This is a genomic window from Acinetobacter guerrae (assembly GCF_009372255.1).
In the GTDB taxonomy this organism is placed as follows: domain Bacteria; phylum Pseudomonadota; class Gammaproteobacteria; order Pseudomonadales; family Moraxellaceae; genus Acinetobacter; species Acinetobacter guerrae.
In genome coordinates, this window is sequence record NZ_LXGN01000034.1 from 267,117 (window position 1) to 291,290 (window position 24,174).

Genomic DNA, 24,174 nt, shown 5'->3' on the forward strand with positions numbered 1-24,174 from the left:
TCGAATTAAGATCAAATCAACTTTTATCTCTCGACCATGATGAACCTCAGAAAAAAAAATAGTTATTTAATTTTGGTCTCTACTTTTTCACTTACATTATTAAGTGGCTGCCAAGTCGTAAGTGTCAAGCAACAAGCGCTTAATGTAACTATTGCCAATGAACGTAATAGTATCCTGATGCAGGACAAATTGAGTGAGGCAAGCCTCAACGTCCTTTCCATGTCAGGTCGCGAAGCCAAAGTATGCACAGATAATCCAAGCTCTTGTGTGGATGAACTTAAGATGATTCCTGAAATTGTTGATGAACAATTTCTCTCCACCGCAAGTGAGCTATATTTAGCGAAAGCCATGCTGTTGGATAAATCCTCTGCGTGTACGGTTAGTACGCTTACTAAGCATCGCTCAGAAGTACATCAACAACAATCCCAAAAAGACTATAATGAATGTCAAAATCAACAGCTACAAATGTTGGATAAAAGTATTCGTTATAGTTATGCCTATTTATTTAAAACCAAACGTAAACCTGTAGATCGTATTTTTGATAACCGTCAAGTTCAAATCCGTGACTTTTATAATCAGGCAATTGCAAAATTAGTCACACTGAGTGCACAACGTTCAAATACGAAAAAAGCAACTGATAGTATAAAAATTGGAAATAGCACCTACAGTATTAGTCTGGATAATTATCCACTCCTAAAAAATAAGGAACTTGAACGTTTTATTTCAAGCTACAATTTAAACTTTTCTGGACTACGTACCATTAACCGTCGTGATGGTTTCGGTTCAGAATTTGTAGTGGTATTTCCTGAATCAGATCAAAAATCTGATAATAAATATATTCTAGATCCACTTGATTTTTCTTACAAAAATGGCGTAAATCCAAATATTCATAAAGCGCGCTATTTATCTGCAACCATTGTTGCCAGACCCACTAAGGCCAATACCGTAGATGAAATTATCAACTCTCCAAATTTTGTAATACAAGTCTACGATCCTTATAAAATTGAAAATGTCGATGTTGCAGATAAAAGCTATCCCCTAGCTGCAAATTTTTCAGCACCCTATGGTTTATGGTTAGCAGAAAATAATCTGGGCGCAGCGGCGTATTTAACATTGATTGATCGTGAAGAACGATTAACTATGCCGCATCTTTATATGCTTGAACCTTACAATCCAAATAAAAAAGTGATTGTTTTAGTCCATGGTTTGGCAAGTAGTCCTGAGGCATGGATTGCATTGACCAATGATATTATGGGAGACAGTGTTTTACGTGAACACTATCAGGTCTGGCAAGTATTTTACTCGACCAATATGCCTATTCTTGAGAGCCGCTTCCAGATTTATGCTTTGCTAAAACAAGCATTTGGTACACTCAATCCTAATGATTCTGCCGATAAAGATGCTGTTTTGATTGGGCATAGTATGGGTGGAATTATTAGTCGATTACTAGTAAGTGATGCCGATATTTCAAAGCAGGCATTATCTATGATGAGCTCATATCAACAAGCAAAGCTTAGAAAACATCCAATTGTATCAGAGCGTTTAAAAATTCAACCTATCAGCAACTTTGATCGCGCGATTTTTATGTCATCACCGCATCGTGGTACAGACTTTGCAGATCTATGGTTTACCCGTGCAGCACGTAAAATTATTAAGCTACCTGGTGCATTTTTAGGTGCAGTCACAGACACGATTACCAGTCAGGAAATTGATGCTAAGGATTTATTGACTCAGATTGACAAAGGACTCATTCAAAATGGACCAAGTGATTTAAGTCATAAATCTAAATTTATGACCTTAACCGAGAATATCAACCCACCCAAAGGTTTTGTTTTCCATTCGATTATCGGGAATAAAACCAATAGCGATGATCCAAATGTGATGACTGATGGCATTGTTCCTTACAAAAGTGCGCATCTGGATGGGGCAAAGTCAGAAGTTATCATTAAAGGAGGACATTCTATTCAGGAAACACCTGAAGCCGTCCTTGAACTCAGACGCATCCTTCGCCAACATTTAATTGATCACAATATCAAATGATCAAAAAAAGGCTCTGTTTTTATATTACAGAGCCTTTTTTGAATAATTAAGTTTTATGTATTAAATCTTAGGTTTATAGCAAGCATCCAAAGCCAACTCGTAATACTCAAGCCCTTCTCGTGCTGCCTTAAATGCTTTTTTCTGTAATTCAGGTTGATCATCACATAATCTTTTAATCAGTTCCATAGCTTCATAAGGATGCATATCATCATAATGTGCATGCGCACGTAACCATGCGAGTGAACGTTTATTTATATTCACTTCAGGATGATCAATATAAGCATTAATCCCTTTATACACCTGAATCGACCAGTCTCCTGTAGCCCATTCAATCGCTAGATTGGTTGCTGCTAGAGACTCTGCTAATGATCCCCGATAATTCATATTCCATAAAAAATGATTTACTGCATTCATGGCTACAGGTGGTTGTACACGGTCCAGTTCATCAACTGTCAATCCAAAACCCACTGCCCAATCACGATACCAATTGAGATGCCGTTCTTCGATTTTAATATTTTGAATAAGCCAATCTCGGCTTTCCGTAACACCCGATTGGGTAAAATCTGTTGCTTTTGATAAAGCAAGTGCCATATATGAAGGAAAATGAGCAACCAGTGGATAAAAATTAAGTAGCGCATGACGAAAACTGTTCAGACTGAGCTGACCATTTGCCATCTCAACAAATAAAGGATGTTGGCTTACTCGCTCCTTTACAGGAATAAGATCATCCCAAAATTGTTGAGCCCAAGTTGAATGCGGGGTAAGCTCAAGTGTTAATCCTTGTGTCAGTGCTCCCATGATTATCTTCCCTTTAATATGATCGACCGTAACCAAGCCATTCAAAATAATTGCTTATCATCTATACGAAATTCAAAAATTTTATTGATTTTCTCGGAGTCAATTTTTTAATTTCAAGCACAATGACTCACATGAAAAAATATATTACCTATTATTTACATAATAGAGAATATATTTTTAAAGCTATTACTCAACTTTTTTTGATATGAGTAAAAATATTGTGAAATAATTCTCATTATCATTGATAAAAATCATATCAATTCAAAATGTTTTTAATTAACTTGATGATTCAAACACTTTATCAATTTATTTAAATTTGGTTAGAATGTGACAATTTAGGTAACAATTAATCTTAAATCATAAAAATATTCTTAAAATATTTTAATTTATCCATTTAATTCACTTATACAATTAAAAAAGGACTTAACGTTTTATTTTCAAAAAAATTTATCAAAATTTGTAATAATTTATTTTTAATTTTTTTATTTCTATTTTTATATCACTATATTATTATCGTATTTAAATACTTTATTTTAAAACTGTTTTTCAGCAAAAATTATATTATTAACTGTTCATATCATACTTTTATTCTTTAATTAAAAAGATTAAAACATAGAATGAGATGAAATATAAAAATTTTAGCAGTCGCAAGGAGAGTGAAATAAACGATGAGATTACATGGCTCAAATATATTAACCCGTGAACAAATTGATCATTTGATTGCCCGTGGTTTAAATATTGTCTGGTTTCCAAGACAGCTTGAGACTGCTTATCGTAAACAATATCAAATCGAGGCAGCCCATGAGTTTCGCTTTCGTGCGCCTATTATTTTAGGTCTTTATGCTTTTTTATGTTTTGGTATCTATCAAACATTGCCTCAAGAACAAGTTTATCAATGGTTTTCGTATTATGGCTGGGTCGGTGCTATCATTTTTTTGGCGTGGCTTTTGTCTTTTGTCAAAAAACTGAATACTTATTTTGAATATTATGTTTGTTTAGGCTCTTGTGCTGCCGTTGCCATTACATTCATTATGATTAGTGTACTAGAGCATGGCCAGAGCAGTATTTTATATCATGCAGCTATGATGTATGCAGTTGTCATTATTTATGCTTTTGTCGGAATGCGATTTTATACCGCTGTGTTGGCAGGTTGGTTGGGCGGTTTTATTGGAATTGTCATCAGTAACTCTTTGAATGGTTCAATTGATTGGACTTTACTGAATCGAACCTACACATTTAGTAGTTTTTTAGGGATGGCGCTGACCTATGCGACAGACCGACAGCATCGTGAAAATTATTTGCAGGATTGTATTATTGAGCATAATCGACTGGAGTTAGTCCAGCAAGCTCAAAAATTATCTGCACTTTCGCAATTAGATTCTCTTACTGGACTAGCCAATCGACGCCATTTAGATGAGGTTTTATCCACAGAATGGAGCCGAGCAATACGTTATCAAACCCCGATCACGGTCATGATGGTGGATATCGATTTTTTTAAAAACTATAACGACTCGTTAGGCCATATTCAAGGTGACGAATGCTTAAGAAAAATCGCCACGACTATTGCTTCTCTCGTATCTAGAAGTGGTGAAATTGCAGCACGATATGGTGGAGAGGAATTTTTATTATTATTTCCAATGACAGATGAATCTGAAGCAGTTTTACATGTAAAACGCTTAATGGATGCAATTAACAATATTGAAATACTCCATCCTTGTAGTGAAGTCTCCCCTCATGTCACCATTAGTGCAGGTGTCGCGACCATCATCCCAGAAAAAGATAGTGATATATCCGAATTCATAGCCAAAGCAGATCACGCTTTGTATCTTGCAAAAAGTAGTGGTCGTAATCAGTTCCAGATTGCAAAAATGAGTTTTACGGTTGAAATGATTTAATCTGGTTTTTTATCGAAATTTAAGTTTATTTTAATGATTTAGCCGAACTTAAATCATCAAAAGCATTTAATGATAATGATTATTAGTTATAATGTCGTGCTTTAAAATTTTCTTATCGCTCTGATACGGGATATCCCAAATGAATCAAATAAAACTTCTTGCATGTTTAATGCTTACCAGCTCTGCTTTTGCCCACGAACCATATTTAGCACCCTTAAGTTATCATACCGAAAATACACAGATTCCTTTAATTGCAGGCTACGCAGAGGAAGCTTTAAATAGTGAACACGCTTTAAAAGATGCTAAAATTACAGTGATTAATCCCAAACAAGAAAGCACCCAAATTGAAGTCACCAGTACTTTAAAATCGGTCAGTGTGGCAGATTTAGCATTACCAGTTAAAGGCACTTATTTGCTAGAAACTAAAGCCCAATTCCCTTTGACCTATGCAAAAGATCAAAAGCAATGGAAAATGTTATTTGAAGTTCCTGCTGATAAAGCAGGTGAAAAGTCTAAGCGTGAATACTTGATTCCAGACGATTTTAAAAATAAAAAATACAGTTCAGAAAAAATTACGCGTGAATGGACACTACAAAGCTATGTAACTAAAGGTGAAGCAACGCCGCTTAGCACGACAGGTACAGCACCGATTCAAGTTGTTTTTAGTCATAATCCAACACAACTAAAAGCCAATCAACCAGAAAACTTAAAAATCAGCAAGTCACAGCAGCCACTTAAACATGCAGAAGTCAATGTTCGTGCCAAAGGTGCATCAGACAAGCAGATCATACAGTTTAAAGCCAATGAACAAGGTAATGCGGCAATCACTTTTCCACATGCAGGAGAATATCTGATTGAAGTCACAGAATCGGTTGATCCATCACAAAAGCCACAGAATCAGTACTACACCATTATTAGTGTGGCTGTAGCAGCTCAATAATACTCAAAAGAAAGTATTAATTTGCATCATATAAAAGAAAACCCTCAAATTTAAATTTGAGGGTTTTTTAAAACTTCGATTATTTGCTGTTTAATTAGCTAAGTGCTACAAGTAACATCCCAATAAAACTAAACACACTGAGACCACCAATCACTTTAAAAAAACGCTGTGATTGATAAGATAATGTCCAACCTACTGTTAATGCAGCTAAAGTTAAAATACCAAACCAGTAACTCATGCCAATTGAAGCTTTAAGCATTTTGATCGCAATAATTAAAGCCATTGTAATGAGTATATAGCCCACCACTAAAGCGCATTTTGCTTTTTGACGAGATAAGACTTTTTGATAAATTTGGCTTTGGTGTTTATCTAGATAAGAAGCTAAAGCCACAAATCCCCATAGACATAATATATAGAGTATGAAAAAAATCATCATGCCTCCTCAACCGCTTCTGCCAAAGCTTGTTTCGTCTGAATATGCTTTTTAACTTTAACTGTACCTTTATGTTTTTTTAACTTAAAGAAGCTAAAGATAAACAGGATTGCTAAAAATAAGCAGACCAAATCAAAACTTGCGACCATCCATTGCTCATGATAGATACTACTCCATAAAGCACGCCCATCCGTCAAACCATTGAGGACAGGAATACACAAATACATCAGCGCGGCCAATGTAAGTAATTCAAGCCATGCCTGACGTGCAGGACGTAAAGCAGCATAAATAAGCGTAAATAACCATATCCAGAAAAAGGTTTTAATTTCCAAATCAGAACGATTTTCCAATTGCGCAGGAATAAGGCGATTTGCATAAAAATAACTGGCAATCGCGATAGGCAAACCAATAATCGCAGCAATATTTAAGCTTTCAACCAAACGAAAGCCAAAACTTTTAAAGCCCTGTTTTTCTTGTTGCGGCGCACGTTTAACACACCACAAAATCAGCCCAGTCGCGACCATCAAGGTACCAACTACTCCTGAGATAAACAGCAACCACCTTAGTCCAAGATCTAGTCCACGACCTTCATGTAAAACGGTCACAGCATTATATATTCCTGTGGGTACTGAAATATAAACAGGTTTCGCATCTGAAACCAACTCACCTGTGACACCATTAAAAATCAGAGTTGGAACAACATTACGGTGCAGTACGCTTTCAGCATACAGCGCCTTAATCTCAATTTCACTGTTAGTCGTGTTTGGACGAATAATACTGATGGTACCAACCGTGTTATCTGGCCATTTTTTCTGTGCATACGACATTAAAGGTGCAATATCAGTCAGTTCAGCAGCTTGCAAATTTACATGACGACGCGCTTTAACGTCTTGCTGCCTGCCGTCAGCACGGCGTGGTTCAGCCTGATTAGATGCTCTGTCACCCGATTGCATTGATTGAGATCGATTTTGCTGACCTGCCATCGTATTGCGATTGCCCTGATTTTGGCTTTGCTCGCTACGCCCTTCTCTACCGCCACCTTCCTGAAGTTCTGATGGCTTTTCACCTAACATTTCAGCACGCTGTGCCTGTAAAAATTGAATACGATCAGGATATACAGAAGAAATTCCCCAAGGCATCAGCATATACATCAGTAGCAATAAACCACTAAACGTGATCATGATATGAAAAGGCAAAGCCAGTACTGCGGTTGCATTATGCGCATCTAACCATGAACGTTGACCTTTGCCTGCACGAAAAGTAAAGAAATCTTTAAAAATTTTCTTATGAGTAATCACACCACTGATAATCGCAACAAACATCATCAATGTGGCTATGCCGACTATCCATCGTGCCCAAATTCGTGGCATGCCATAAAGTTCAAAATGAAAACGATACAAGAAACCACCACCACGGGTTTCTCGCGCTTTAATTTCCTCACCCGTACTGGAATCAATCGTAATACGTTCACCACCACGACGTGCTCTTGGATCTTCATTCGCACCACGAACATTAAGTTCAGTCGTCGTTTGACGTGATGAAGGTAAATTGATATTCCATGCACCTGCGTCTGGGGCTTTATGTTGTAAAAAATTTAATGCCGTTTGAACTTGTTGCACTTGTGACTGAGGTGGTAAAGACTGATGCAATTCTGGTTTCATCCAAACGCTCATCTCACTTTGGAAAAAGCTCAAAGTTCCTGTGAGAAAAATCGCATACAACAACCAACCCAAAATCAAACTAGACCAAGTGTGTAACCATGACATCGACTGACGCGGGCCTTCGGCCTTTCCATCTACGCGCATTAGGATGTACCTCCTAAGCCCAAGTAGATGACAGTCAAAATCAGCAAAGGAATCATCACACTCATAATCGATTTAATCAATGAATGCTGCAAAAACACCCAAATAAAGACACAAACATGACAGATAAAAGCGAGCATGGTTGCCGTCATGACCGCACTGGTAGGCGTATTTTTAAACGCCAAACTTATCACGACGGCCAATAAAGCAGATAGTGCATAACCTCCAAATAACGCAACCACAAAACGTATAAAAATTTGAATACGATACGAAATAGGTGTGGTTTTAGATGCACGTTTAGACCGTGGCACCTGTTGAACCTGAACAGATGACTGTTGTGTTAACTCAGAACTAGACATATGCAATATCCCCTGATATGTCTGAAACAAAAAAATAGAAACAATAACAAGAATCATTATTAGTTGTTATATTATAGTAAAATTATGGAGACTTTGTGGATATTTTCTACAAGTCAAAGATAATCAAAAGAAATAAACACTTACAGTCTAATAAGTTTGAATAAATAAAGACTATCTATTGTCTCAACTCGACATTTATAAAGATTAAGTTCCTTTTTCTGTAAGTCTTTTATCATGAATTTATCTTAATTTTTTGATTTGTAAGATCTATATTTTTAATCGCAACACAAAAATGAATATCACTCAACTTTGCATGAATAAGTTTCAGGTTACTTCGAATTATTTGAGTTAAATTTAAAAAACTATTTTATTCTTTATTTTGTTTTCATGAGCAAATCGCGTATTAAACTCGAACTTCCAGAGCAAGCTGATAAATTATTACTACATTCATGTTGTGCGCCATGCTCAGGTGAGGTCATGGAAACTTTGTTGCATTCTGAAATCGATTATTCCATCTTTTTTTATAATCCAAATATCCATCCTGTTAAGGAATATTTGATTCGCAAGGAAGAAAATATTCGTTTTGCCGAAAAGCACAATATTCCTTTTATTGATTGTGATTACGATACAGACAACTGGTTTCAACGTGCCAAAGGAATGGAGAACGAACCTGAAAAAGGTATTCGTTGTACCATGTGTTTTGATATGCGTTTTGAGCGCACGGCGCTGTATGCCCATGAACACGGTTTTAAAATTTTTAGTAGTTCCTTGGGCATTTCTCGATGGAAAAATATGCAACAAATTAATGACTGTGGAATTCGTGCTGCATCACATTATCCAGATATACACTATTGGGATTATAACTGGCGTAAAAATGGCGGTGCGACTCGAATGCTGGAAATCAGTAAACGTGAAGAATTTTATCAACAAGAATATTGCGGTTGCGTTTATTCGCTTCGTGATAGTAATCGCTGGCGCATGAGTCAGGGACGTGATCGGATTAAACTTGGGGTGAAGTTTTATTCAGCTACAGATTCAGATTAATTTATTTGTGTATAAGGAGTAGCTTTTTAAGCTGTTTTTTTGAGAAAGTTTTTACTTAAATTTATGGAACAATGTTCCATAAATTTAATATCTTTGTTAGTATCGATTGTATAAGGATGTGACGAACTACATTTAATCAATAAATACAAAACGGATATCAGCTCGCAAAGATATGAAAATTGCCATCGATAGTTATTGTTTTCATCGTTATTTCGGTGAAATTTATCCAGACTTGGAACATAGTCCTCTGCATACAATGAGCCTATTCGATTGTATACAACAATGCATTGCTTTTGGAATTGAAGGGATTTCCATCGAAAGTTTTATGTTTGCTGAATCTTCTACACAAGAAATTCAACAGCTGAAACAGGTGCTAGATCAACATCAACTAGAATTAGTCTGGGCATGGGGACATCCTTCTGGTTTATATTCAGGTCAGAAACCTGAAATGATGCAAGATATGTACAAGCATATCAAGATTGCGCAGCAACTTGGTGCTAAAGTCATGCGCATTTGCGCTGGTGGACGTAAAACACGTCCAAAGACGGATTGGCAAAGCCATAAAAATGCTTTAATTCCGCTACTACGACAAGCTGTGATTTATGCTGAACAATTCAATCTGGTTCTTGCGCTAGAAAATCATGTTGACTTTTACGCCGATGAAATTATTGATTTGATTCAAACTATTGACTCCCCCTATCTTGGTATCTGTTTAGATACTGCAAACAATCTACGCATGCTAGAAGACCCATGGCAAGCCATCGAAAAGATGCTGCCTTTTGCTAAAGCCACACATATCAAAGATGTCATTGCTTATAAAGGCGATCCTAAAACCTTTGCATTTTGGCCAAGTGTACCCGCTGGACAAGGTCTGATTCCTCTGAAAAAAACACTGCAATGGTTAGCTGAACATGATTATCAGGGGTTGTTGGCACTTGAAATTGATTATTTGCATCCTGACTATATGCAAAATGGCGCTGAACAACAGGCCATTCAAGACAGTATCTATTATTTAAAACAACTACGAACATCCCTACAACAACAGCAAGGAGCGGTATAAATGAAAAAGATTGCAATTATTGGGGCAGGTGTTATGGGCAAGAAACATGCTCAAACTATTCAAAAACATCCTGAAACAGAGTTAGTCGCAGTATGTGATCCATTTTCAGATGAATTAGCCCAAGAATATCAGATCCCAATTTTTAAAGATTTTGATGAGCTTTTAAATCAAATACAAATTGATGGTGTAGTGATTGCCAATCCAAATCGTTTCCATGTCAGTACCGCTATTCAATGTATGCAAGCAGGAATTCCTAGTTTGCTAGAAAAACCGCTGGCTTTAAATACTGAAGAAGCGTTGTATTTGATTGAAAAACAACAGCATTATCAGGTTCCGATTTTGGTCGGACATCATCGACGACATAACAAGATCATTCAGCAGGTGCATGAGCTGATTCAAAAAGGTACACTAGGTCAAATTAATACCTTTAATGCTTTATGGTCGGTATATAAACCTGATCCATATTTTGATATTGAGTGGCATCGTAAAGCAGGTGCAGGTGTATTAGCCATCAATTTGGTACATGATCTGGATCTAATGCGTTATTTGAATGGTGAAATTGAATCTGTTCAAGCCATGACATCGCATCAAAATCGCCATCTAGACGTAGAAGATACCATTTCGATTTTAGTCCGTTTTAAAAATGGCGCTTTAGGTTCACTCATGGCATCTGACGCTGCTGTTTCACCATGGGGTTGGGATCAAAATTCAGAAGAAAATAAAACTAGTTTTGCCACTTCTCCCGATCAGAATTGCTATTTTATCAGTGGTACACAAGGGGCACTCAGTATACCAAATCTGGAATATTGGAACTATCCAACAGAAACACCGAAGAGTTGGGCAACACAGTTAATCAAAAATAAAATTGAACCGAATAAAAAGGAAGACGTGTATATTTCGCAACTTTCACATTTTCTTGATGTGATTGATGGTCATGCAAAGCCGATTTCTTCGCCGCTAGATGCGATTAAAAACATTCAACTTTTAGAATGTATTGAACAATCCGCCAAAGAACAGCGTACAGTTCATTTAGAGCCTTTAAACTTATTGGCTAAATCTGCCTAATTCATAAAAAAGAGGTCAAGCATTTATTATTGACCTCTTTATTTATTTTTTATTTTTCCCTTTCTTTAGTCCAGAATAGTTTTTTAGTACTGACTTACCTGACTCAGCCATTTAATATCGGCAGAATCCAATTGCAATGTCATTGCTTTTACAAAGGAATCAAGCTGTGCGGTTGAGGTTGCCGACGCAATTGGCGCTGTAATACGTGGTTGTGCCATTGTCCAAGCTAAAGCAATTTCAGAAAGTTCAGCTTGATACTTTTCTTTTAGCTGATCCATGGTATTTAAAATATTCAGACCGCGTTCGTTAAAATAGCGCTCTAACTGACGTTTTCGGGCTGACTGTTTAAGCTGTTCCAGATGACGATATTTTCCAGATAAAAACCCCGCTGCTAAACTAAAATAGGTAATCACTTTTAGATGATTCGCTTCACAGGTCGGTAAATATTCTGTTTCGTATTGCTCACGCTCAACCAAACTATAACCTGGCTGAAAGATTTCATATTTGGGTAAACCCTGTGACGCACTTATTGCCAATGCTTGTTGTAATTGTTCACCCGAATAATTAGACGCACCAATTTTTATCACTTTACCTTCAGCGATGAGATCCGCATAGGCCGATAAAGTTTCTTCTATGCGTGTATTTTCGTCAGGATAATGGCTTAGATATACATCCAAATAGTCTGTATTTAAACGCATTAAAGAAGCCTCAACTGCTTGTTTAATATATTTTTTAGATAGCCCTTTTTTGTCTTCTGTAAGTGGAGCGCCCACTTTAGTAATTAAGGTAATTTTATCGCGATGTGAAGGTGTTTGCTGTAACCATTGCCCTATTACAGTTTCTGATTCACCTCCCTGATGTCCTTCAACCCAAGTCGAATACATATCCGCTGTATCGATGGTATTAATACCATGATCCAGTGCATAATCTAGTAATTTGAAAGATTGCTGCTGACCTACTGTCCAGCCAAATATGTTACCGCCAAAAATAATTTTAGAAAATTCTAAAGATTGATTCATCATACCCTCTATGCTGTTTTATGATGGGTTTAAAGACAGAAAAAGCCAGTCTTACAAACTAGCTTTTTGCTGATCAAAACAGTGTTGGATTTATTTCAATGGTGAAACTGCTGTTGGTAACGCAATCATCGATTGCATTTCATGCGTTAACCATTGTGGACCACCTTTTGGCGGCCAGATACCATCAGCTACTGCTTTAGCACGTACTTCTGAACGTTCATTCAATGAAGCATAGGGCCAAATGCTAACAATCCGAGGTTTACCATCTAATGCATACATAGCAATGGTCAGTTTTGAATATTGAGTACGAGTTGGAACTGCATTTTTCCATGCTTCAAGGACATGGGGCGCACCGCCATGCTTGAGTTCATAAGTACGAATTTCGTATACAGGGCCAAACTCACCTAACTCTACTTCTGGTAAAAAATCAAAACCTGCAAAGTTCTCCACTGAGTATTTGATAATATTTTCGGCCGCATCAAATAGATTTTCCTGTTTCGCCAAACGTGCATTTTCTGAATCTAACTCTTGCTGAGATGCATAACTACGGAGCACCACAACCTGATTAAGCTGACCTATATCCGAGAAAAAAATACCAAGTAATTTTCCTTGTGCAGCCTGCTCCTGATAAAAGCGTTGAATCCCTTGAGCAACGGATGCGGTCGTACCCATTTTAATGGTAATGTTAATTAATTGATAAAGTTTCATGCAGATCTCCGTTGTTGCGTTACTTGAATCGGTTGATGATTAAATTTTTCAGTCAGTTTGCCAGCAGCGAATTGGGCGATACGCCAAGCAAAGACCATCCCTGGCCCAAGCGTGGTGCCTGGTCCTGGGTAAGTTCCTTTAAAAATAGAAGCTAGATCATTGCCACAGGCAAATAGCCCTGAAATTACCTGATTGTTTTGGTCTAAAACACGGCCATAGATATCGCCTGCAAGACCACCACTACTGGCACAGTCCATCGGAATAACGGGTAAAGCGTAATAAGGTCCATGTTCAAGTTTCCCAAGACATGGATTTGGCTTAACCTCTGGATCACCATTGAAACGATTCATTACCCCTGTGCCTTTGCCAAAGTCAGTGTCTACACCCTGCTCAACCATCTGATTAAAATACTGCACCGTGTTTATCAAGCCTTGCTTATCAATACCCGTTTTTTTGGCCAGCTCCTCAAGTGTATTTGCTGAAAATAAATAGTTGGCTTTTAGATAATAGTTAAGCTTTTTGGCGCCCGGCAAAATAAACCCTAAACCATACTTTTCAATCGCAGTATGATCACAAATCAGATATGACTGAATTGTTTCTTTGCCTCTGTTGCTTTTGATCTGAGCCATACAGAAGTCATGATAGGAATCAGATTCATTTACAAAGCGTTTGCCGTTTTCATTCACTGCAATAACACCCGGTTTAGCACGATCTAAAATAATATGTGGCCAGATTGCTTTATAGCCATTAGCATGCATATGAATGGAGCATGGGAAGTACAACACACTACTGTCCACCGAAGGATCCAGCTTTGCGCCTTTTTGTATGGCTTTACTTAAACCATCACCAGTATTGGAAAGTGGCGATAAAGAATCGGAAGTTAAACCTTTTGGAAATAATTGCTGTCTGAGTTGCTCATTCCAACCCACGCCCCCTGTTGCCAAAACAAAGCCTTGACGTGCATAAATGACTTCAGTCCCTTTTTCAGTCTGAATTTTTGCGCCAACCACTTTTCCTTTTTCAACAATTAATTCTTGCAAAGGTGAATTGAACCAGACTGGGACGTGTTGTTTCTTTAAATTATAAAACAGGCTTCCCACTAGTGCATTGCCCATAACCAAACGCGTACCGCGATTAAAGCGTAAGCGTGAAAAGAAGTAGGGAAGCACAACTTTTAGGGTAATCATTAAATTTTGAATACTTTGCACAGGGTTTAACAAGGCATTTAATTCATTACGATTGACCATCATTCCACCCAATCCCATAAACTCTGGGCGTGGAGGACGTACATATTTAAAATCGGCACCTAAGATGCTGCCATCAAATTCCGCAGGTGCAAGTGCGCGACCACCAAATGCTTCGCCAGGCTGGTTTTTGACATAGTCAGGATGTGCCAAACACGCATTTAATTTTACAGTAGTTTTTTCATCAAGCTCACGAATCATATCTGCGCTGGATGCTAAAAAGGCTTCACGTAATTCTTCACCACCACGCTCGCCAACCACCGATCTGAGAAAAATACGCGCCTGTTCAATATCATCAGGTACACCAGCTTTAACGCTTAAATGTGATCCTGGTGCCCAAATAGTACCTCCTGATGTAGCTGAGGTCCCCCCAGCTTGTGCTGCTTTTTCACACAACAGAACATTTAATCCATTAAGTTTGGCAAATAGAGCCGCAGACATACCCGCCGCACCTGCACCAATCACCAGTAAATCGACCTGTTGATCCATGTTAATTTCTCCTTAGAACTGCTCAGAAAATGCAGCAGAATGTCTATGTGCATTCGCCTGATGTGCAATATGTTTTGCCGCGATATAGCCAAATGTCATAGCGGGTCCAAGGGTAATTCCACCACTTGGATATTGACCGCCCATAATGCTGTTCAAATCATTTCCAGCAGCGTATAAACCTTGAATTGGCAACCCTGTCTGTTTGTTTAATACATTGGCATATTTATCTGTGATTAAACCTGCAAAGGTTCCCAGACTTCCCGGCATGACTTCCACTGCATAAAACGGCCCATGCTCAATGGGTGCTATACATGGATTTGGCTGATGTTGAGCATCACCCTGTGCTTTTTGATATGGGGTCGTGCCGCGTTGAAACTCAGGATCTTGACCTTTTGTAGCAAATTGATTGTAAGATTGAACGGTTTTTTGAAACTGTAATGCATCAATTCCACAAGCAATAGCAAGATCTTGCAAAGTTTTGCCCGATTTTAAATAGCCATTATCAAGCCAAGACTGCATTGAAATAGGAAAAGGCTTAACCGCACCTAAACCATAACGCCGTATAAATTTATGATCACAAATCAGCCAACAATGAGCTTGCTGACCTTTCGGTGTATGTTTAAACAAGTCTTTAACAAAAGCAGGATATGATTCACCTTCGTTGGTAAAACGGCGACCATTTTCTAACACCGCAATAAGTCCCGGTTTTCCACGTTCCACCAAATGTGGAAACCGTCCCAACGTACCATCCAGACGTGGCATGAGTGAAACAGGCGCCCATGCCCCTGCCCAAGGTAGATTTTGATCAACGGCTGCACCTATGGTTTCTGCTGCTTTTAAGCCATCACCTGTATTAGTTTCTGCTGCGGCAGAATGATGCGGTGTACCCTCTGCCACATGCTGAAACAACGCCTGTTTACGTTCTTCATCGTGTGGAAACCCACCAGTTGCCAAAATCACTCCGTATGTAGCATTGATCTTGACTAAACCCGCGGGGGTTTTAAATAACGCACCTATAACCTTGCCATTTTCATGTAAAAGCTCGGTCATGGCATGATTCGCAAGTAGCTTTACCTCTTTGTCCAAAGCGGACTTAAGCAACCTTGCAACAAGTGCATTACCATTGACGATTTGCGTAGAACGCTTTCTTAATAGTAGATCTACAAAATGACGCAATACTCGTTTGGTCGCATAAACAAAAGAGGAGGCTGCACGAAATGTATTAATAAAATGCTTCATGTCTGCGCCAGACGCGATTCCCATGCCCCATAACGTTGTTTCAGGAATTGCGGGACGCAGTAAATGCAATTGATTTCCTAAATGACGCCCATCATAAGGTGCTGCAACTATCGAACGCCATCCAACCCGTGAGCCACTGACATGAAAAAAATCTGGGACTGCACCACCAATATTAAATTTGACGTGAGTATGTGTTTCAAAAAAATCTACCATCTCTGGCGCTTGAGTTAAATAAGTATGAATTTTTTGTTCATCATATTGCTCGCCCAAAATATTTTTTAAATACTTCTTCGGAGCTTCGATTGACTCTCCCTGCCCTTCACGTTGTGCATGTGGAGTATTAGGAATCCATAACCAGCCGCCTGAAACAGCCGTAGTACCACCAAAAACAGAGGCTTTTTCAGCAACAATGACTTTGAGGCCTTGTTGGGCTGCCGTGACCGCACTTGATAGCCCACCAGCACCCGAACCAATGACTAATACATCGCAATCATAAGATTTTCGGATTGGCAGCGGTGTGGTCTGGAATGGATATTGGATAGTTGCATTCATAGATGTTTTACCCCGCAACAGCATTCTGCTCGGATTTGGCAACAAGCTGTTTCATCGCATTTAAATTAATTTTTGCACGTTCTAATGCTGGTCGCTCTGCCAAAATCAAATTGGGGACTTCTGCTGCCAACGTAATATTATCAGGCAAAGCACGAATCAGACTGACTAAATCAATTTCACCTTCACCCGGTACTAATCGGTTTGAACGTGCAATTTTGATCAAACCAGCATCGCTCGAATCATATTTTGCCAATCCATCGCATAATTGCACATAGTTCATGTGCTGAGGATCAAGTGCTGTGACCTGCTCTAGAGTTGAATCTGAACGATCGAAATGCAATGAATCGATTAAAACTGCTGCATTGTCTTGTCCCGAGGATTTCACAATCTGTTCTGCCTGAGCCAGATTCTTTACATTTGTCCACGGCATAAATTCCAGATCACAGCTCAACCCATATTGTTTACTTAACTCACAGAACTGTGCAAAATTTTGAATTAAGCGTCCATGTTCAGGATCATTGCCAGCAATCAAAATATGTTTAGCCCCTAATTGCTGCGCAACATCTAAAAATTGTAAATATTTTTTTGGTTCAAACTCTGGATTAATCCGGATAATTTCGACATCTGCAACTTGAACAGCAGTATCTTGAAGCGCTGCTTTAGTTTCTTTGAGTAACACTGCATCTGTTAGAAGCAGATAATCTGCTTCATTCTGTGCTGCAGGAAGCAGGCGTAAGCCTACTGCCGCATAACCACATTCAGCTGCAATTTTTACTGCTTCGACAGGACTAACATCAGCAATCGTCAGAAATGAGAGAGAATATTTACGCGGCATCCTGCTTCTCCTTATCATCTTTTAGCAAATAAGCCACCATCAGATCACGTACCTGTACAAACATGTCCGTGCCCTTGACCGCATTACAGCCCAGCGCTGTCGCATGCTGCACAAACGGTGTGTTTTCTGGACTAGTGACAACATCGGCAATCGACATTTGTTCAGTTAATTGATCAAGTTGAAATGCAGCTGATGGATCATCATTCATGCCCATTGGCGTTGCATTCACCACAACGTCATAACCCGTTGGATCATTATCATGCGCAATGACTTTGCCCAAATTTAACTGTTGAAGTTGTTCAACAAATTGTCGCTGACGGTTTTGATCCACATCAAAAATTGCTAGCTCACCGACCTCAGCTAAAAGTAATTCATAGGCAATCGCTTTACCCGCACCACCTGCACCTGCAAGAATTACGCATTTATTTTTCAGTTCAATATTTTTGTTACGAATTGCCTGAACCATGCCTTTACCATCCAACATGTCGCCTTCCCAACCTTCTGTACAACGGCGAATGGTATTTACTGCACCAATAAACTGAGCACGATTGCTCAGTTTTTGGCAACATGCCAAAGCCGAAATCTTATGAGGGACTGTCACAATCAAACCATCAGTATTGTTCAGATATAAGTTTTGCTGAATAAAGTCTGGCAAATGTTCAGGGGCAACATCAGCGGGGGCAACAATTGCATTCAACCCCTTTTTTATTAGCTCCAAAGTTACGCCCTCGGGCGATTTAACTTGAACAATCGGGTGTCCTACCACAAAGTAGAGACGAGTCGAACCATTTAATTGAATATCCATTATTCAATCTCCTTAAAATCTTAAGCTTAGAAAATTTTAGTGCGTGTCTTAAATTTGAATCTTAGGCTTGAACATTATTCAGTTCTTGCTGACGTAACTTTTTTGACGAATAGATAAATTTCATGATTAAAAGTGCCAGAATAATGCCAAAAGCAGGCAGACATAGGATCAAGAAAATTTTACTGGCTGGCCAACCCAAACTTAGAAAGTATGCACCAGCAAATGCACTGGCTACCGCACCCATACGTCCAATTCCATGCATCCAGCTATTACCTGTAGCACGAGCAAAAACAGGGTAAAAGGCACTTGAAATACTATTAAGGCCTGCATTTGCACCATTCATCCACATTCCAATGAAAAAGCACATCGTGCTATACATCACAAAGTTATGACCGACTTCACCAACAAATACCATGAACACAATTGCAATCACATAAGCGATCACTAAACCAATATGTGGGTTGATCTTATCCATTAAATAACCACAAGCGATACAACCAATTGGACCACCCAACTGATAAATTGCGGTAATCAAAGAGGCTTCACTGATGCTAAATCCAAACTCATGGCTCATCATCGGCAACCAACTACCAAGTAAATACACAACAAATAGACCTGATGCATAACTCCACCACAGTAGAAAGCTCCCCAAAACGTAAAACGGACTTAATACGGTTTTTACCGGATTGGTCGTCGCAGTTTTAGCTTTCGGTAATACAAACTCTTTATTTCTCGTGTCAAAATTAGGTGCCATTTTATGAATAATGGCATCGATTTCTTGTTTAGGATGTTGTTTTAACACCTTATAACCAATCGATTCTGGTAAAACAAAAATCGCAATGATCGCAAGAATAATAGGCAATACACCGCCAATAATCATCATGGCATGCCAGTTATAATGTGGAATCACCCACGCAGCAAGAAATCCACCAATTGCTGCACCAATGGTAAAACCACTCAAAATAATCGTCACCATTCGTCCATTTAAACGCATTGGAGAATAGTCTGTTACCAAGGTGACCGCTTGTGGCATAACACCACCCATAAACAACCCTGCAATAAATCGATAAATCATCAGTTCGTTTACACCACTTGATAGTGCAGCAAGTAAAGTAAATAAGCCAAAACCTAAAAGATTGATGATTAATAACTTTTTACGGCCAAACTTATCTGCTAAAGGTCCTGAAACTACTGCACCTAAAGCTAGACCAATCAGTGCCGCACTCATCACAGGTGCAAGATCCGTCGTACTAATGCCCCATTCCTGTTTAATTACAGGAGCAACAAATCCCATAATTGAAATATCGATACCATCAACAACAACAATCATCAAACATAAAAAGATGACTAATTTTTGCATTGGGGAAACACGATTTTCATCGATAAACTCCCTTAAATTTATCTGTTGAGTCATACACTTGCTCCATTAAGTGTTTACTAGCAAATATGCGTTTTCCATCGCACGACCAATCTTGTTCTCTATTCATCTGTTGAATAATAAAAATACGGGAAACCTTCATCCCTATTTAAAACGATTCATCTCATCGGCATTTGAGATAGAATCTAAAAGTACTATAATCTGTTTTCTAAGTTTTTGGAACAATGTTCCAAAAAAATATTGGGATTTTTATGCTAAGTAATACCGATCGTTCTTTACTCATCCTCGAAGCACTATTAAAAGAAGTGAATGGATGTGCACTGAGTCAACTTTCTGTTGATCTCGATATACCCAAATCTGCCATGCATCGTATTTTGACCGCCATGAAAGATATGGGATATATCTATCAGGATGAGATCACTCAACATTACAAGCTCACCCTCAAAATTGCGTCAATGGGCCTCAGCTATTTGTCATCACGCTCTATTACAGAAACGTTTCAACCCTATCTGGATGAATTGGCCGAGACCTCTTCTGAACTCGTGCGTCTCGGATTGATTGAAGATGAAAAAATCATCTGGATTGGTAAAGCTCAAGGGGCCAAATCAGGTCTTAAATATGATCCAGATTCAGGCAATGTTGCTTATCTCCCTGCCTCTGCCTGTGGGTTAGCTTATTTATCTAGCCTTGATCAAAATGACTTTACACGTCTTGTGGAACGCGAAGGTTTTGAAAAATCTGCAAACTTTGGTCCCAACTCACCTAAAAACCTGAATGAACTTGAACAAATGATCAAAGCCTCTAAACAACGTGGTTATGGGGTAATTAGTGACACCTATGAACTAGGGATGTCCGCGATGGCTAAAATCATTCTCAATCCACAAACAGGTCAACCTTTTGGTACAGTCAGTATCGCTGGGCCATCTGTACGTTTAAGTTCCAAGCGTATTGAGGAACTAGCACCTGCATTGCTTGCAACTTCAGATAAAATTGCTTCTATCATCAATTTAATCCATATCTAATGTTCCTTTTCCTTTTGGCAGTTGAGATACTATTTTCAATTGCCATTATTTTTTATTCCCCAGTGTCTGAGAATCTTGCTTGAATATCATTTGTATTAGCTTCATTTATGACAGGCCAATAATGGCTCAACTTTGAACTTAAGCTGGTACATGAGCCAAATAATGGTCATCATTAATATCACTGCAATAAAGAGCAAGGTGGTTATTACACCAACATACTCAATCAAATAACTCGAAAAAATAACTGGCCAAATGGTGCCCTGATAGGCAATCAATAAATAGCTGGAGAAAATCAACGGATTCTGTTCCTGCTCCATCATTTTGCCAATAAAGTAATACACCGCACTTAAAGAAAAACCATGTCCCATTCCTGTCAATAAAATACTGAGTAATAAAAACCAGACTGTATGTTCGACTTGTGCCACGATAAGGCTGATTGTACCGAGTAATAAAGCAACTAAGCCGGCATAAAACACATGTAATTCTTTGAAAGATTTACACAAAATTTGACTCAATACCGATACAAATAAAATAATTGAAATCGAGACACCCGTAAGTGTTGCTGAAGATTTGATGGGTAATTCTTGAATAAACGTACCTGCTAATGCAGCATATAAGCTAAAAGCACCGAAACTACACAGCGCTGATACACTACATACCCAGAAGACTTTACGTGAATTGATCTGTGGTAAAGCAAGTCCCTGTAATTTGAATAATGCAGTCCAATGCAGCTTTTTCTGAATGATCAATTTAGGTTTCACCCACAACACACTTATAAAAATTAGTGTTGAGAACAACATAATGAACCAATAAGGATCAGCCAAGGGCCGTGCAGTATGATCGGCAAATATTCCTCCCAATAACGGCCCCAATCCAAAACCCAACACAGTGATCATGGAGGTAATTTTTTCAGCCAATGCTTTATTGCGAAATGGGTATTGATCTTTCAGACCCACCATTGCTGCTGTCGTAATTAAGCCAGAAGCTATTCCAATCAAGAATCGTGAAAAACCCAACAATCCAACTGAGGTTGCAAGTGCAGACAACATCAAACCTAGAATCGTAATAGCCAAACTTACTAGAATTACATGTTTATAGTGATAAATCGCATTCAACTTATTTAAAAATAATAATGAAAAAACGACACCGAACATGTAAGCAATAAAAATATAGCCAACTTGCGAGGTCGTAATGCCCCATTGCTGTTCATAAAGCGCATAGAGTGGACTAGCCAAAGCTGTACTTAAAGCAGCAAGGCACAGCGCAAAACTAATAATGCTGTATTGAATACCTGATTTTGGTGGCTGCATGGCTTAATCAAAAATGACTTTTAGGTCGATTTTAATCAAATATGACCCAAAGGTCAATTTATGTTAGACTCATATCCAAGTTTAGTAGCCCTAATAAGATATGAAAAAACCTAAAACACGTGGTCCTAGCCTTGAAAAAACGCAAGAAACTCGGAAAAAAGTGATCGATTCTGCTTTGCAATATTTTATTGAGGTTGGTTTTGCCCGAGCTAAAATTTCGGAAATAGCCAAAAAAGCCGAGTTGGGTAAGGGTACGATTTATTCTTATTTTGAAACAAAAGAGCATCTGTTTGAGGGGGTCATTGATGCACTGATCAATGATTCTTTTCGTCCTATTCAAGCCTCGGAAATTACACAGAATGAAACCGTTTATGACTTTATCTGTAACAATATCATACCCAGTGTTTTAACGCTTGAATCCACAGGCCGTGCCGATATGGCGCGATTAATTTTACGTGAGGGCAATAATTTCCCCCATATTCGTCAAACTTATGTAAATAAGATTTTTTTACCTATCCAGCGTGAGCTTGAACAATTAACAAGCCTTGCAGTACAACGTGGTGAGTTATGCATTGATATTAGCTCGCGACAATTTGCCTTGCTGATTGTAAGCCCTATGTGGATGAGCATGATTCATAATGGTATTTTAAGTCCAGACGAAAACTTACCCATGGTGTTACTTTTTAAGGAAAATCTCAAAATATTGTTTGCTCAATCACAATAAGACAGGAGAAATGTGATTTAACTTTCTCCTGTTTAGATCAAGATTTAAAAATTAAGCTTCATGATCAAGCCAGCAACCCAAGCGTTATCGACCTGTTTAACGCCACCAGGTTGATATACATATTGGATATTGGGGCGCAGTGAAATGGCTGGTGACCATTGAAAATTATAGTTGAGTTCAATATTGAGTTCGGTGTGTTGAATAGGGCTATATAAAGGATTTGCATAGTCAGCTTGTGTAAGCTCTAAAAGCTGATTAGATGTATTCTGTCGTTCACGTACACGCTCATTGACATCGAAATGAGCAAAGCCCAACCCAACACTATCATTTGGACGTCGATCAAAAGCGCCTTTGTACCAAAATGCGAGTTGTTGAGTAGTTTCCACAACCGTAGTGGCTTTGTCATTAAAAGTAAAATTTGCTGAAACAAATAAACCGCGCTTCGGATCGTTGTTACGTGCGATTAACTGTTGTTGCACATTCAGCCAAATGCTGTGCTTACTGTCATGCCATTTACGATTTACAGCTTTAGCCTGTATTTCACCATTTTCATCCTTTTTGACATCTTTGGCTTCTGCTGTCGAAAGAAATGCACCTATTTTATATTCACCAGATAAGCCATTGAATAAATCCAGTTTAGGTTTCCATATCAACTCCACTGGAATCAAAGCCCCTTTACTTTCTTGCATATCCAGATTAAAACCATGTTTCTCTAATGCATTTTCAGGATTCACCTCATATATACCTGTACCCATCCACCATGTCGGTAAAAATTGATATTTAAAATTGATCCCCCATTGACTAACGGGACTGTTAAACCAGATATCGCCTACTGTTTTGCCTAATTGTCCGCCGCACAACATTAAGTTCTGGAACTCGCATTGTGATGCATTAAAATCATCTGAAAGTCCCATACGACCAAACTTAATTTGCAGGTGATTGTCTACAAAACCTTTTTTGATCCATGCATTGGTTAAACGCCATGATTGGCCTCGTCCATAAATCTCTTGCGCGCTACTAAACTGCCCTGCTCTTGGATCACTTATTCGATCATTAGATAGAGATTGGCCATCACGTTTGGTAATTGTGATATTGGCCTGAGTATTGTCCCAATTTGCAATTTTCTCTAAATCTAATAAGGTTCCAAATGCCCATTGATTTGCATTAAATAATTTTTGTGAGTTGTTATAACCGCCAGATAGGTTTGTTGCGCTTTCATTTTGAAATGCAACATTAAATTGATAACCTTGTTGAGCTAATTCATTGCGTTTTCCATTCCAGTCACCCAAAATCCATTTTTGATCTTGAGCAAAGGGTTGAAAAGCCAAAACTGTGTGACTAGTAAATGTGACAGACAAAATCATGACCAATGGTGTTACTGAAAATTTCATGGATGCTGATCCTTAGCATACG

21 protein-coding genes are annotated in these 24,174 nt (G+C 38.5%); 8 read left to right on the forward strand and 13 right to left on the reverse strand.

Annotated features, from left to right (window positions below):
• The first annotated feature begins 39 nt into the window (after positions 1–39).
• Positions 40–2,040 (forward strand): esterase/lipase family protein, encoded by a 2,001-nt coding sequence (locus tag A7A69_RS11020; protein WP_421721589.1) that lies wholly within the window; start codon positions 40–42, stop codon positions 2,038–2,040.
• 60 nt (positions 2,041–2,100) lie between these two features.
• On the opposite strand, the gene A7A69_RS11025 is transcribed toward A7A69_RS11020, so the two are convergent.
• Positions 2,101–2,838, reverse strand: coding sequence for an iron-containing redox enzyme family protein (locus A7A69_RS11025; protein WP_152877558.1), 738 nt, complete (start codon positions 2,836–2,838; stop codon positions 2,101–2,103).
• A 668-nt stretch (positions 2,839–3,506) separates the two neighbouring features.
• Between A7A69_RS11025 and A7A69_RS11030 the strand changes: the two genes are divergently transcribed.
• On the forward strand, positions 3,507–4,733 hold the full coding sequence (locus A7A69_RS11030; RefSeq protein ID WP_120368908.1) for a GGDEF domain-containing protein: 1,227 nt from the start codon (positions 3,507–3,509) through the stop codon (positions 4,731–4,733).
• A gap of 139 nt (positions 4,734–4,872) precedes the next feature.
• Positions 4,873–5,673, forward strand: coding sequence for a DUF4198 domain-containing protein (locus tag A7A69_RS11035; RefSeq protein ID WP_152877560.1), 801 nt, complete (start codon positions 4,873–4,875; stop codon positions 5,671–5,673).
• A 94-nt stretch (positions 5,674–5,767) separates the two neighbouring features.
• On the opposite strand, the gene A7A69_RS11040 is transcribed toward A7A69_RS11035, so the two are convergent.
• Genes A7A69_RS11040 through A7A69_RS11050 form a run of 3 tightly spaced genes read right to left on the reverse strand, consistent with a single transcriptional unit; the run spans position 5,768 to position 8,267 of the window.
• Positions 5,768–6,109: a DUF3325 domain-containing protein gene (locus tag A7A69_RS11040; RefSeq protein ID WP_044435260.1), complete on the reverse strand. Its 342-nt coding sequence runs from the start codon at positions 6,107–6,109 to the stop codon at positions 5,768–5,770.
• Entirely contained in the window at positions 6,106–7,911 is a 1,806-nt protein-coding gene (locus A7A69_RS11045) for a PepSY-associated TM helix domain-containing protein (protein WP_152877562.1), read from the reverse strand. The genes A7A69_RS11040 and A7A69_RS11045 overlap by 4 nt, the downstream gene beginning before the upstream one ends.
• Positions 7,911–8,267: an iron transporter gene (locus A7A69_RS11050; RefSeq protein WP_152877564.1), complete on the reverse strand. Its 357-nt coding sequence runs from the start codon at positions 8,265–8,267 to the stop codon at positions 7,911–7,913. Before A7A69_RS11050 ends, A7A69_RS11045 begins: the two co-directional genes overlap by 1 nt.
• 387 nt (positions 8,268–8,654) lie before the next feature.
• Here A7A69_RS11050 and A7A69_RS11055 point away from each other — a divergent pair, with 387 nt between their 5' ends.
• From A7A69_RS11055 to A7A69_RS11065, 3 genes are all read left to right on the forward strand, one after another.
• Positions 8,655–9,311 (forward strand): epoxyqueuosine reductase QueH, encoded by a 657-nt coding sequence (locus A7A69_RS11055; protein WP_120368903.1) that lies wholly within the window; start codon positions 8,655–8,657, stop codon positions 9,309–9,311.
• A 172-nt stretch (positions 9,312–9,483) separates the two neighbouring features.
• Complete coding sequence (locus A7A69_RS11060) at positions 9,484–10,371, forward strand: sugar phosphate isomerase/epimerase family protein (protein ID WP_152877566.1); 888 nt, start codon at positions 9,484–9,486, stop codon at positions 10,369–10,371.
• Positions 10,372–11,436 carry a Gfo/Idh/MocA family protein gene (locus tag A7A69_RS11065; RefSeq protein ID WP_152877568.1) on the forward strand — a complete coding sequence of 355 codons (1,065 nt, stop codon included), beginning with the start codon at positions 10,372–10,374 and terminating at the stop codon, positions 11,434–11,436. It abuts the gene before it with no gap.
• 83 nt (positions 11,437–11,519) lie between these two features.
• Here A7A69_RS11065 and A7A69_RS11070 read toward each other — a convergent pair whose 3' ends face one another.
• The 7 genes from A7A69_RS11070 to A7A69_RS11100 form a co-directional block, all read right to left on the reverse strand.
• The gene (locus tag A7A69_RS11070; protein ID WP_152877570.1) at positions 11,520–12,455 is read right to left on the reverse strand and encodes an aldo/keto reductase; all 936 of its coding nucleotides are present in this window, start codon (positions 12,453–12,455) and stop codon (positions 11,520–11,522) included.
• 90 nt (positions 12,456–12,545) lie between these two features.
• A complete protein-coding gene (locus A7A69_RS11075; protein WP_152877572.1) occupies positions 12,546–13,163 on the reverse strand; it encodes an NIPSNAP family protein in 618 nt (205 codons plus the stop codon).
• Complete coding sequence (locus A7A69_RS11080) at positions 13,160–14,896, reverse strand: FAD-dependent oxidoreductase (RefSeq protein ID WP_152877574.1); 1,737 nt, start codon at positions 14,894–14,896, stop codon at positions 13,160–13,162. The genes A7A69_RS11075 and A7A69_RS11080 overlap by 4 nt, the downstream gene beginning before the upstream one ends.
• 12 nt (positions 14,897–14,908) lie before the next feature.
• Positions 14,909–16,687: an FAD-dependent oxidoreductase gene (locus A7A69_RS11085; RefSeq protein ID WP_152877576.1), complete on the reverse strand. Its 1,779-nt coding sequence runs from the start codon at positions 16,685–16,687 to the stop codon at positions 14,909–14,911.
• Between the two features lie 7 nt (positions 16,688–16,694).
• Positions 16,695–17,522 carry a sugar phosphate isomerase/epimerase family protein gene (locus tag A7A69_RS11090; protein ID WP_152877578.1) on the reverse strand — a complete coding sequence of 276 codons (828 nt, stop codon included), beginning with the start codon at positions 17,520–17,522 and terminating at the stop codon, positions 16,695–16,697.
• On the reverse strand, positions 17,512–18,327 hold the full coding sequence (locus tag A7A69_RS11095; protein WP_152877580.1) for a shikimate dehydrogenase family protein: 816 nt from the start codon (positions 18,325–18,327) through the stop codon (positions 17,512–17,514). Before A7A69_RS11095 ends, A7A69_RS11090 begins: the two co-directional genes overlap by 11 nt.
• Before the next feature lie 61 nt (positions 18,328–18,388).
• Positions 18,389–19,741, reverse strand: a complete 1,353-nt coding sequence (locus A7A69_RS11100; protein ID WP_152877582.1) for an MFS transporter — start codon at positions 19,739–19,741, stop codon at positions 18,389–18,391.
• A 215-nt stretch (positions 19,742–19,956) separates the two neighbouring features.
• On the opposite strand from A7A69_RS11100, the gene A7A69_RS11105 reads away from it, so the two are divergent.
• Positions 19,957–20,727, forward strand: a complete 771-nt coding sequence (locus A7A69_RS11105) for an IclR family transcriptional regulator (protein ID WP_151980216.1) — start codon at positions 19,957–19,959, stop codon at positions 20,725–20,727.
• 101 nt (positions 20,728–20,828) lie between these two features.
• On the opposite strand, the gene A7A69_RS11110 is transcribed toward A7A69_RS11105, so the two are convergent.
• A complete protein-coding gene (locus A7A69_RS11110; protein ID WP_152877584.1) occupies positions 20,829–22,037 on the reverse strand; it encodes an MFS transporter in 1,209 nt (402 codons plus the stop codon).
• 100 nt (positions 22,038–22,137) lie between these two features.
• Here A7A69_RS11110 and A7A69_RS11115 point away from each other — a divergent pair, with 100 nt between their 5' ends.
• On the forward strand, positions 22,138–22,761 hold the full coding sequence (locus A7A69_RS11115; protein ID WP_152877586.1) for a TetR/AcrR family transcriptional regulator: 624 nt from the start codon (positions 22,138–22,140) through the stop codon (positions 22,759–22,761).
• Positions 22,762–22,805: 44 nt separating this feature from the next.
• On the opposite strand, the gene A7A69_RS11120 is transcribed toward A7A69_RS11115, so the two are convergent.
• Positions 22,806–24,152, reverse strand: a complete 1,347-nt coding sequence (locus tag A7A69_RS11120) for a carbohydrate porin (RefSeq protein ID WP_152877588.1) — start codon at positions 24,150–24,152, stop codon at positions 22,806–22,808.
• Between the last annotated feature and the right edge of the window lie 22 nt (positions 24,153–24,174).

Bases quoted from the DNA above. Each gene is read 5' to 3' on its own strand.
- A7A69_RS11020 (WP_421721589.1), top strand. From the start codon at position 40: ATGAACCTCAGAAAAAAAAATAGTTATTTAATTTTGGTCTCTACTTTT.
- A7A69_RS11025 (WP_152877558.1), bottom strand. From the start codon at position 2,838: ATGGGAGCACTGACACAAGGATTAACACTTGAGCTTACCCCGCATTCA.
- A7A69_RS11030 (WP_120368908.1), top strand. From the start codon at position 3,507: ATGAGATTACATGGCTCAAATATATTAACCCGTGAACAAATTGATCAT.
- A7A69_RS11035 (WP_152877560.1), top strand. From the start codon at position 4,873: ATGAATCAAATAAAACTTCTTGCATGTTTAATGCTTACCAGCTCTGCT.
- A7A69_RS11040 (WP_044435260.1), bottom strand. From the start codon at position 6,109: ATGATGATTTTTTTCATACTCTATATATTATGTCTATGGGGATTTGTG.
- A7A69_RS11045 (WP_152877562.1), bottom strand. From the start codon at position 7,911: ATGCGCGTAGATGGAAAGGCCGAAGGCCCGCGTCAGTCGATGTCATGG.
- A7A69_RS11050 (WP_152877564.1), bottom strand. From the start codon at position 8,267: ATGTCTAGTTCTGAGTTAACACAACAGTCATCTGTTCAGGTTCAACAG.
- A7A69_RS11055 (WP_120368903.1), top strand. From the start codon at position 8,655: ATGAGCAAATCGCGTATTAAACTCGAACTTCCAGAGCAAGCTGATAAA.
- A7A69_RS11060 (WP_152877566.1), top strand. From the start codon at position 9,484: ATGAAAATTGCCATCGATAGTTATTGTTTTCATCGTTATTTCGGTGAA.
- A7A69_RS11065 (WP_152877568.1), top strand. From the start codon at position 10,372: ATGAAAAAGATTGCAATTATTGGGGCAGGTGTTATGGGCAAGAAACAT.
- A7A69_RS11070 (WP_152877570.1), bottom strand. From the start codon at position 12,455: ATGAATCAATCTTTAGAATTTTCTAAAATTATTTTTGGCGGTAACATA.
- A7A69_RS11075 (WP_152877572.1), bottom strand. From the start codon at position 13,163: ATGAAACTTTATCAATTAATTAACATTACCATTAAAATGGGTACGACC.
- A7A69_RS11080 (WP_152877574.1), bottom strand. From the start codon at position 14,896: ATGGATCAACAGGTCGATTTACTGGTGATTGGTGCAGGTGCGGCGGGT.
- A7A69_RS11085 (WP_152877576.1), bottom strand. From the start codon at position 16,687: ATGAATGCAACTATCCAATATCCATTCCAGACCACACCGCTGCCAATC.
- A7A69_RS11090 (WP_152877578.1), bottom strand. From the start codon at position 17,522: ATGCCGCGTAAATATTCTCTCTCATTTCTGACGATTGCTGATGTTAGT.
- A7A69_RS11095 (WP_152877580.1), bottom strand. From the start codon at position 18,327: ATGGATATTCAATTAAATGGTTCGACTCGTCTCTACTTTGTGGTAGGA.
- A7A69_RS11100 (WP_152877582.1), bottom strand. From the start codon at position 19,741: ATGACTCAACAGATAAATTTAAGGGAGTTTATCGATGAAAATCGTGTT.
- A7A69_RS11105 (WP_151980216.1), top strand. From the start codon at position 19,957: ATGCTAAGTAATACCGATCGTTCTTTACTCATCCTCGAAGCACTATTA.
- A7A69_RS11110 (WP_152877584.1), bottom strand. From the start codon at position 22,037: ATGCAGCCACCAAAATCAGGTATTCAATACAGCATTATTAGTTTTGCG.
- A7A69_RS11115 (WP_152877586.1), top strand. From the start codon at position 22,138: ATGAAAAAACCTAAAACACGTGGTCCTAGCCTTGAAAAAACGCAAGAA.
- A7A69_RS11120 (WP_152877588.1), bottom strand. From the start codon at position 24,152: ATGAAATTTTCAGTAACACCATTGGTCATGATTTTGTCTGTCACATTT.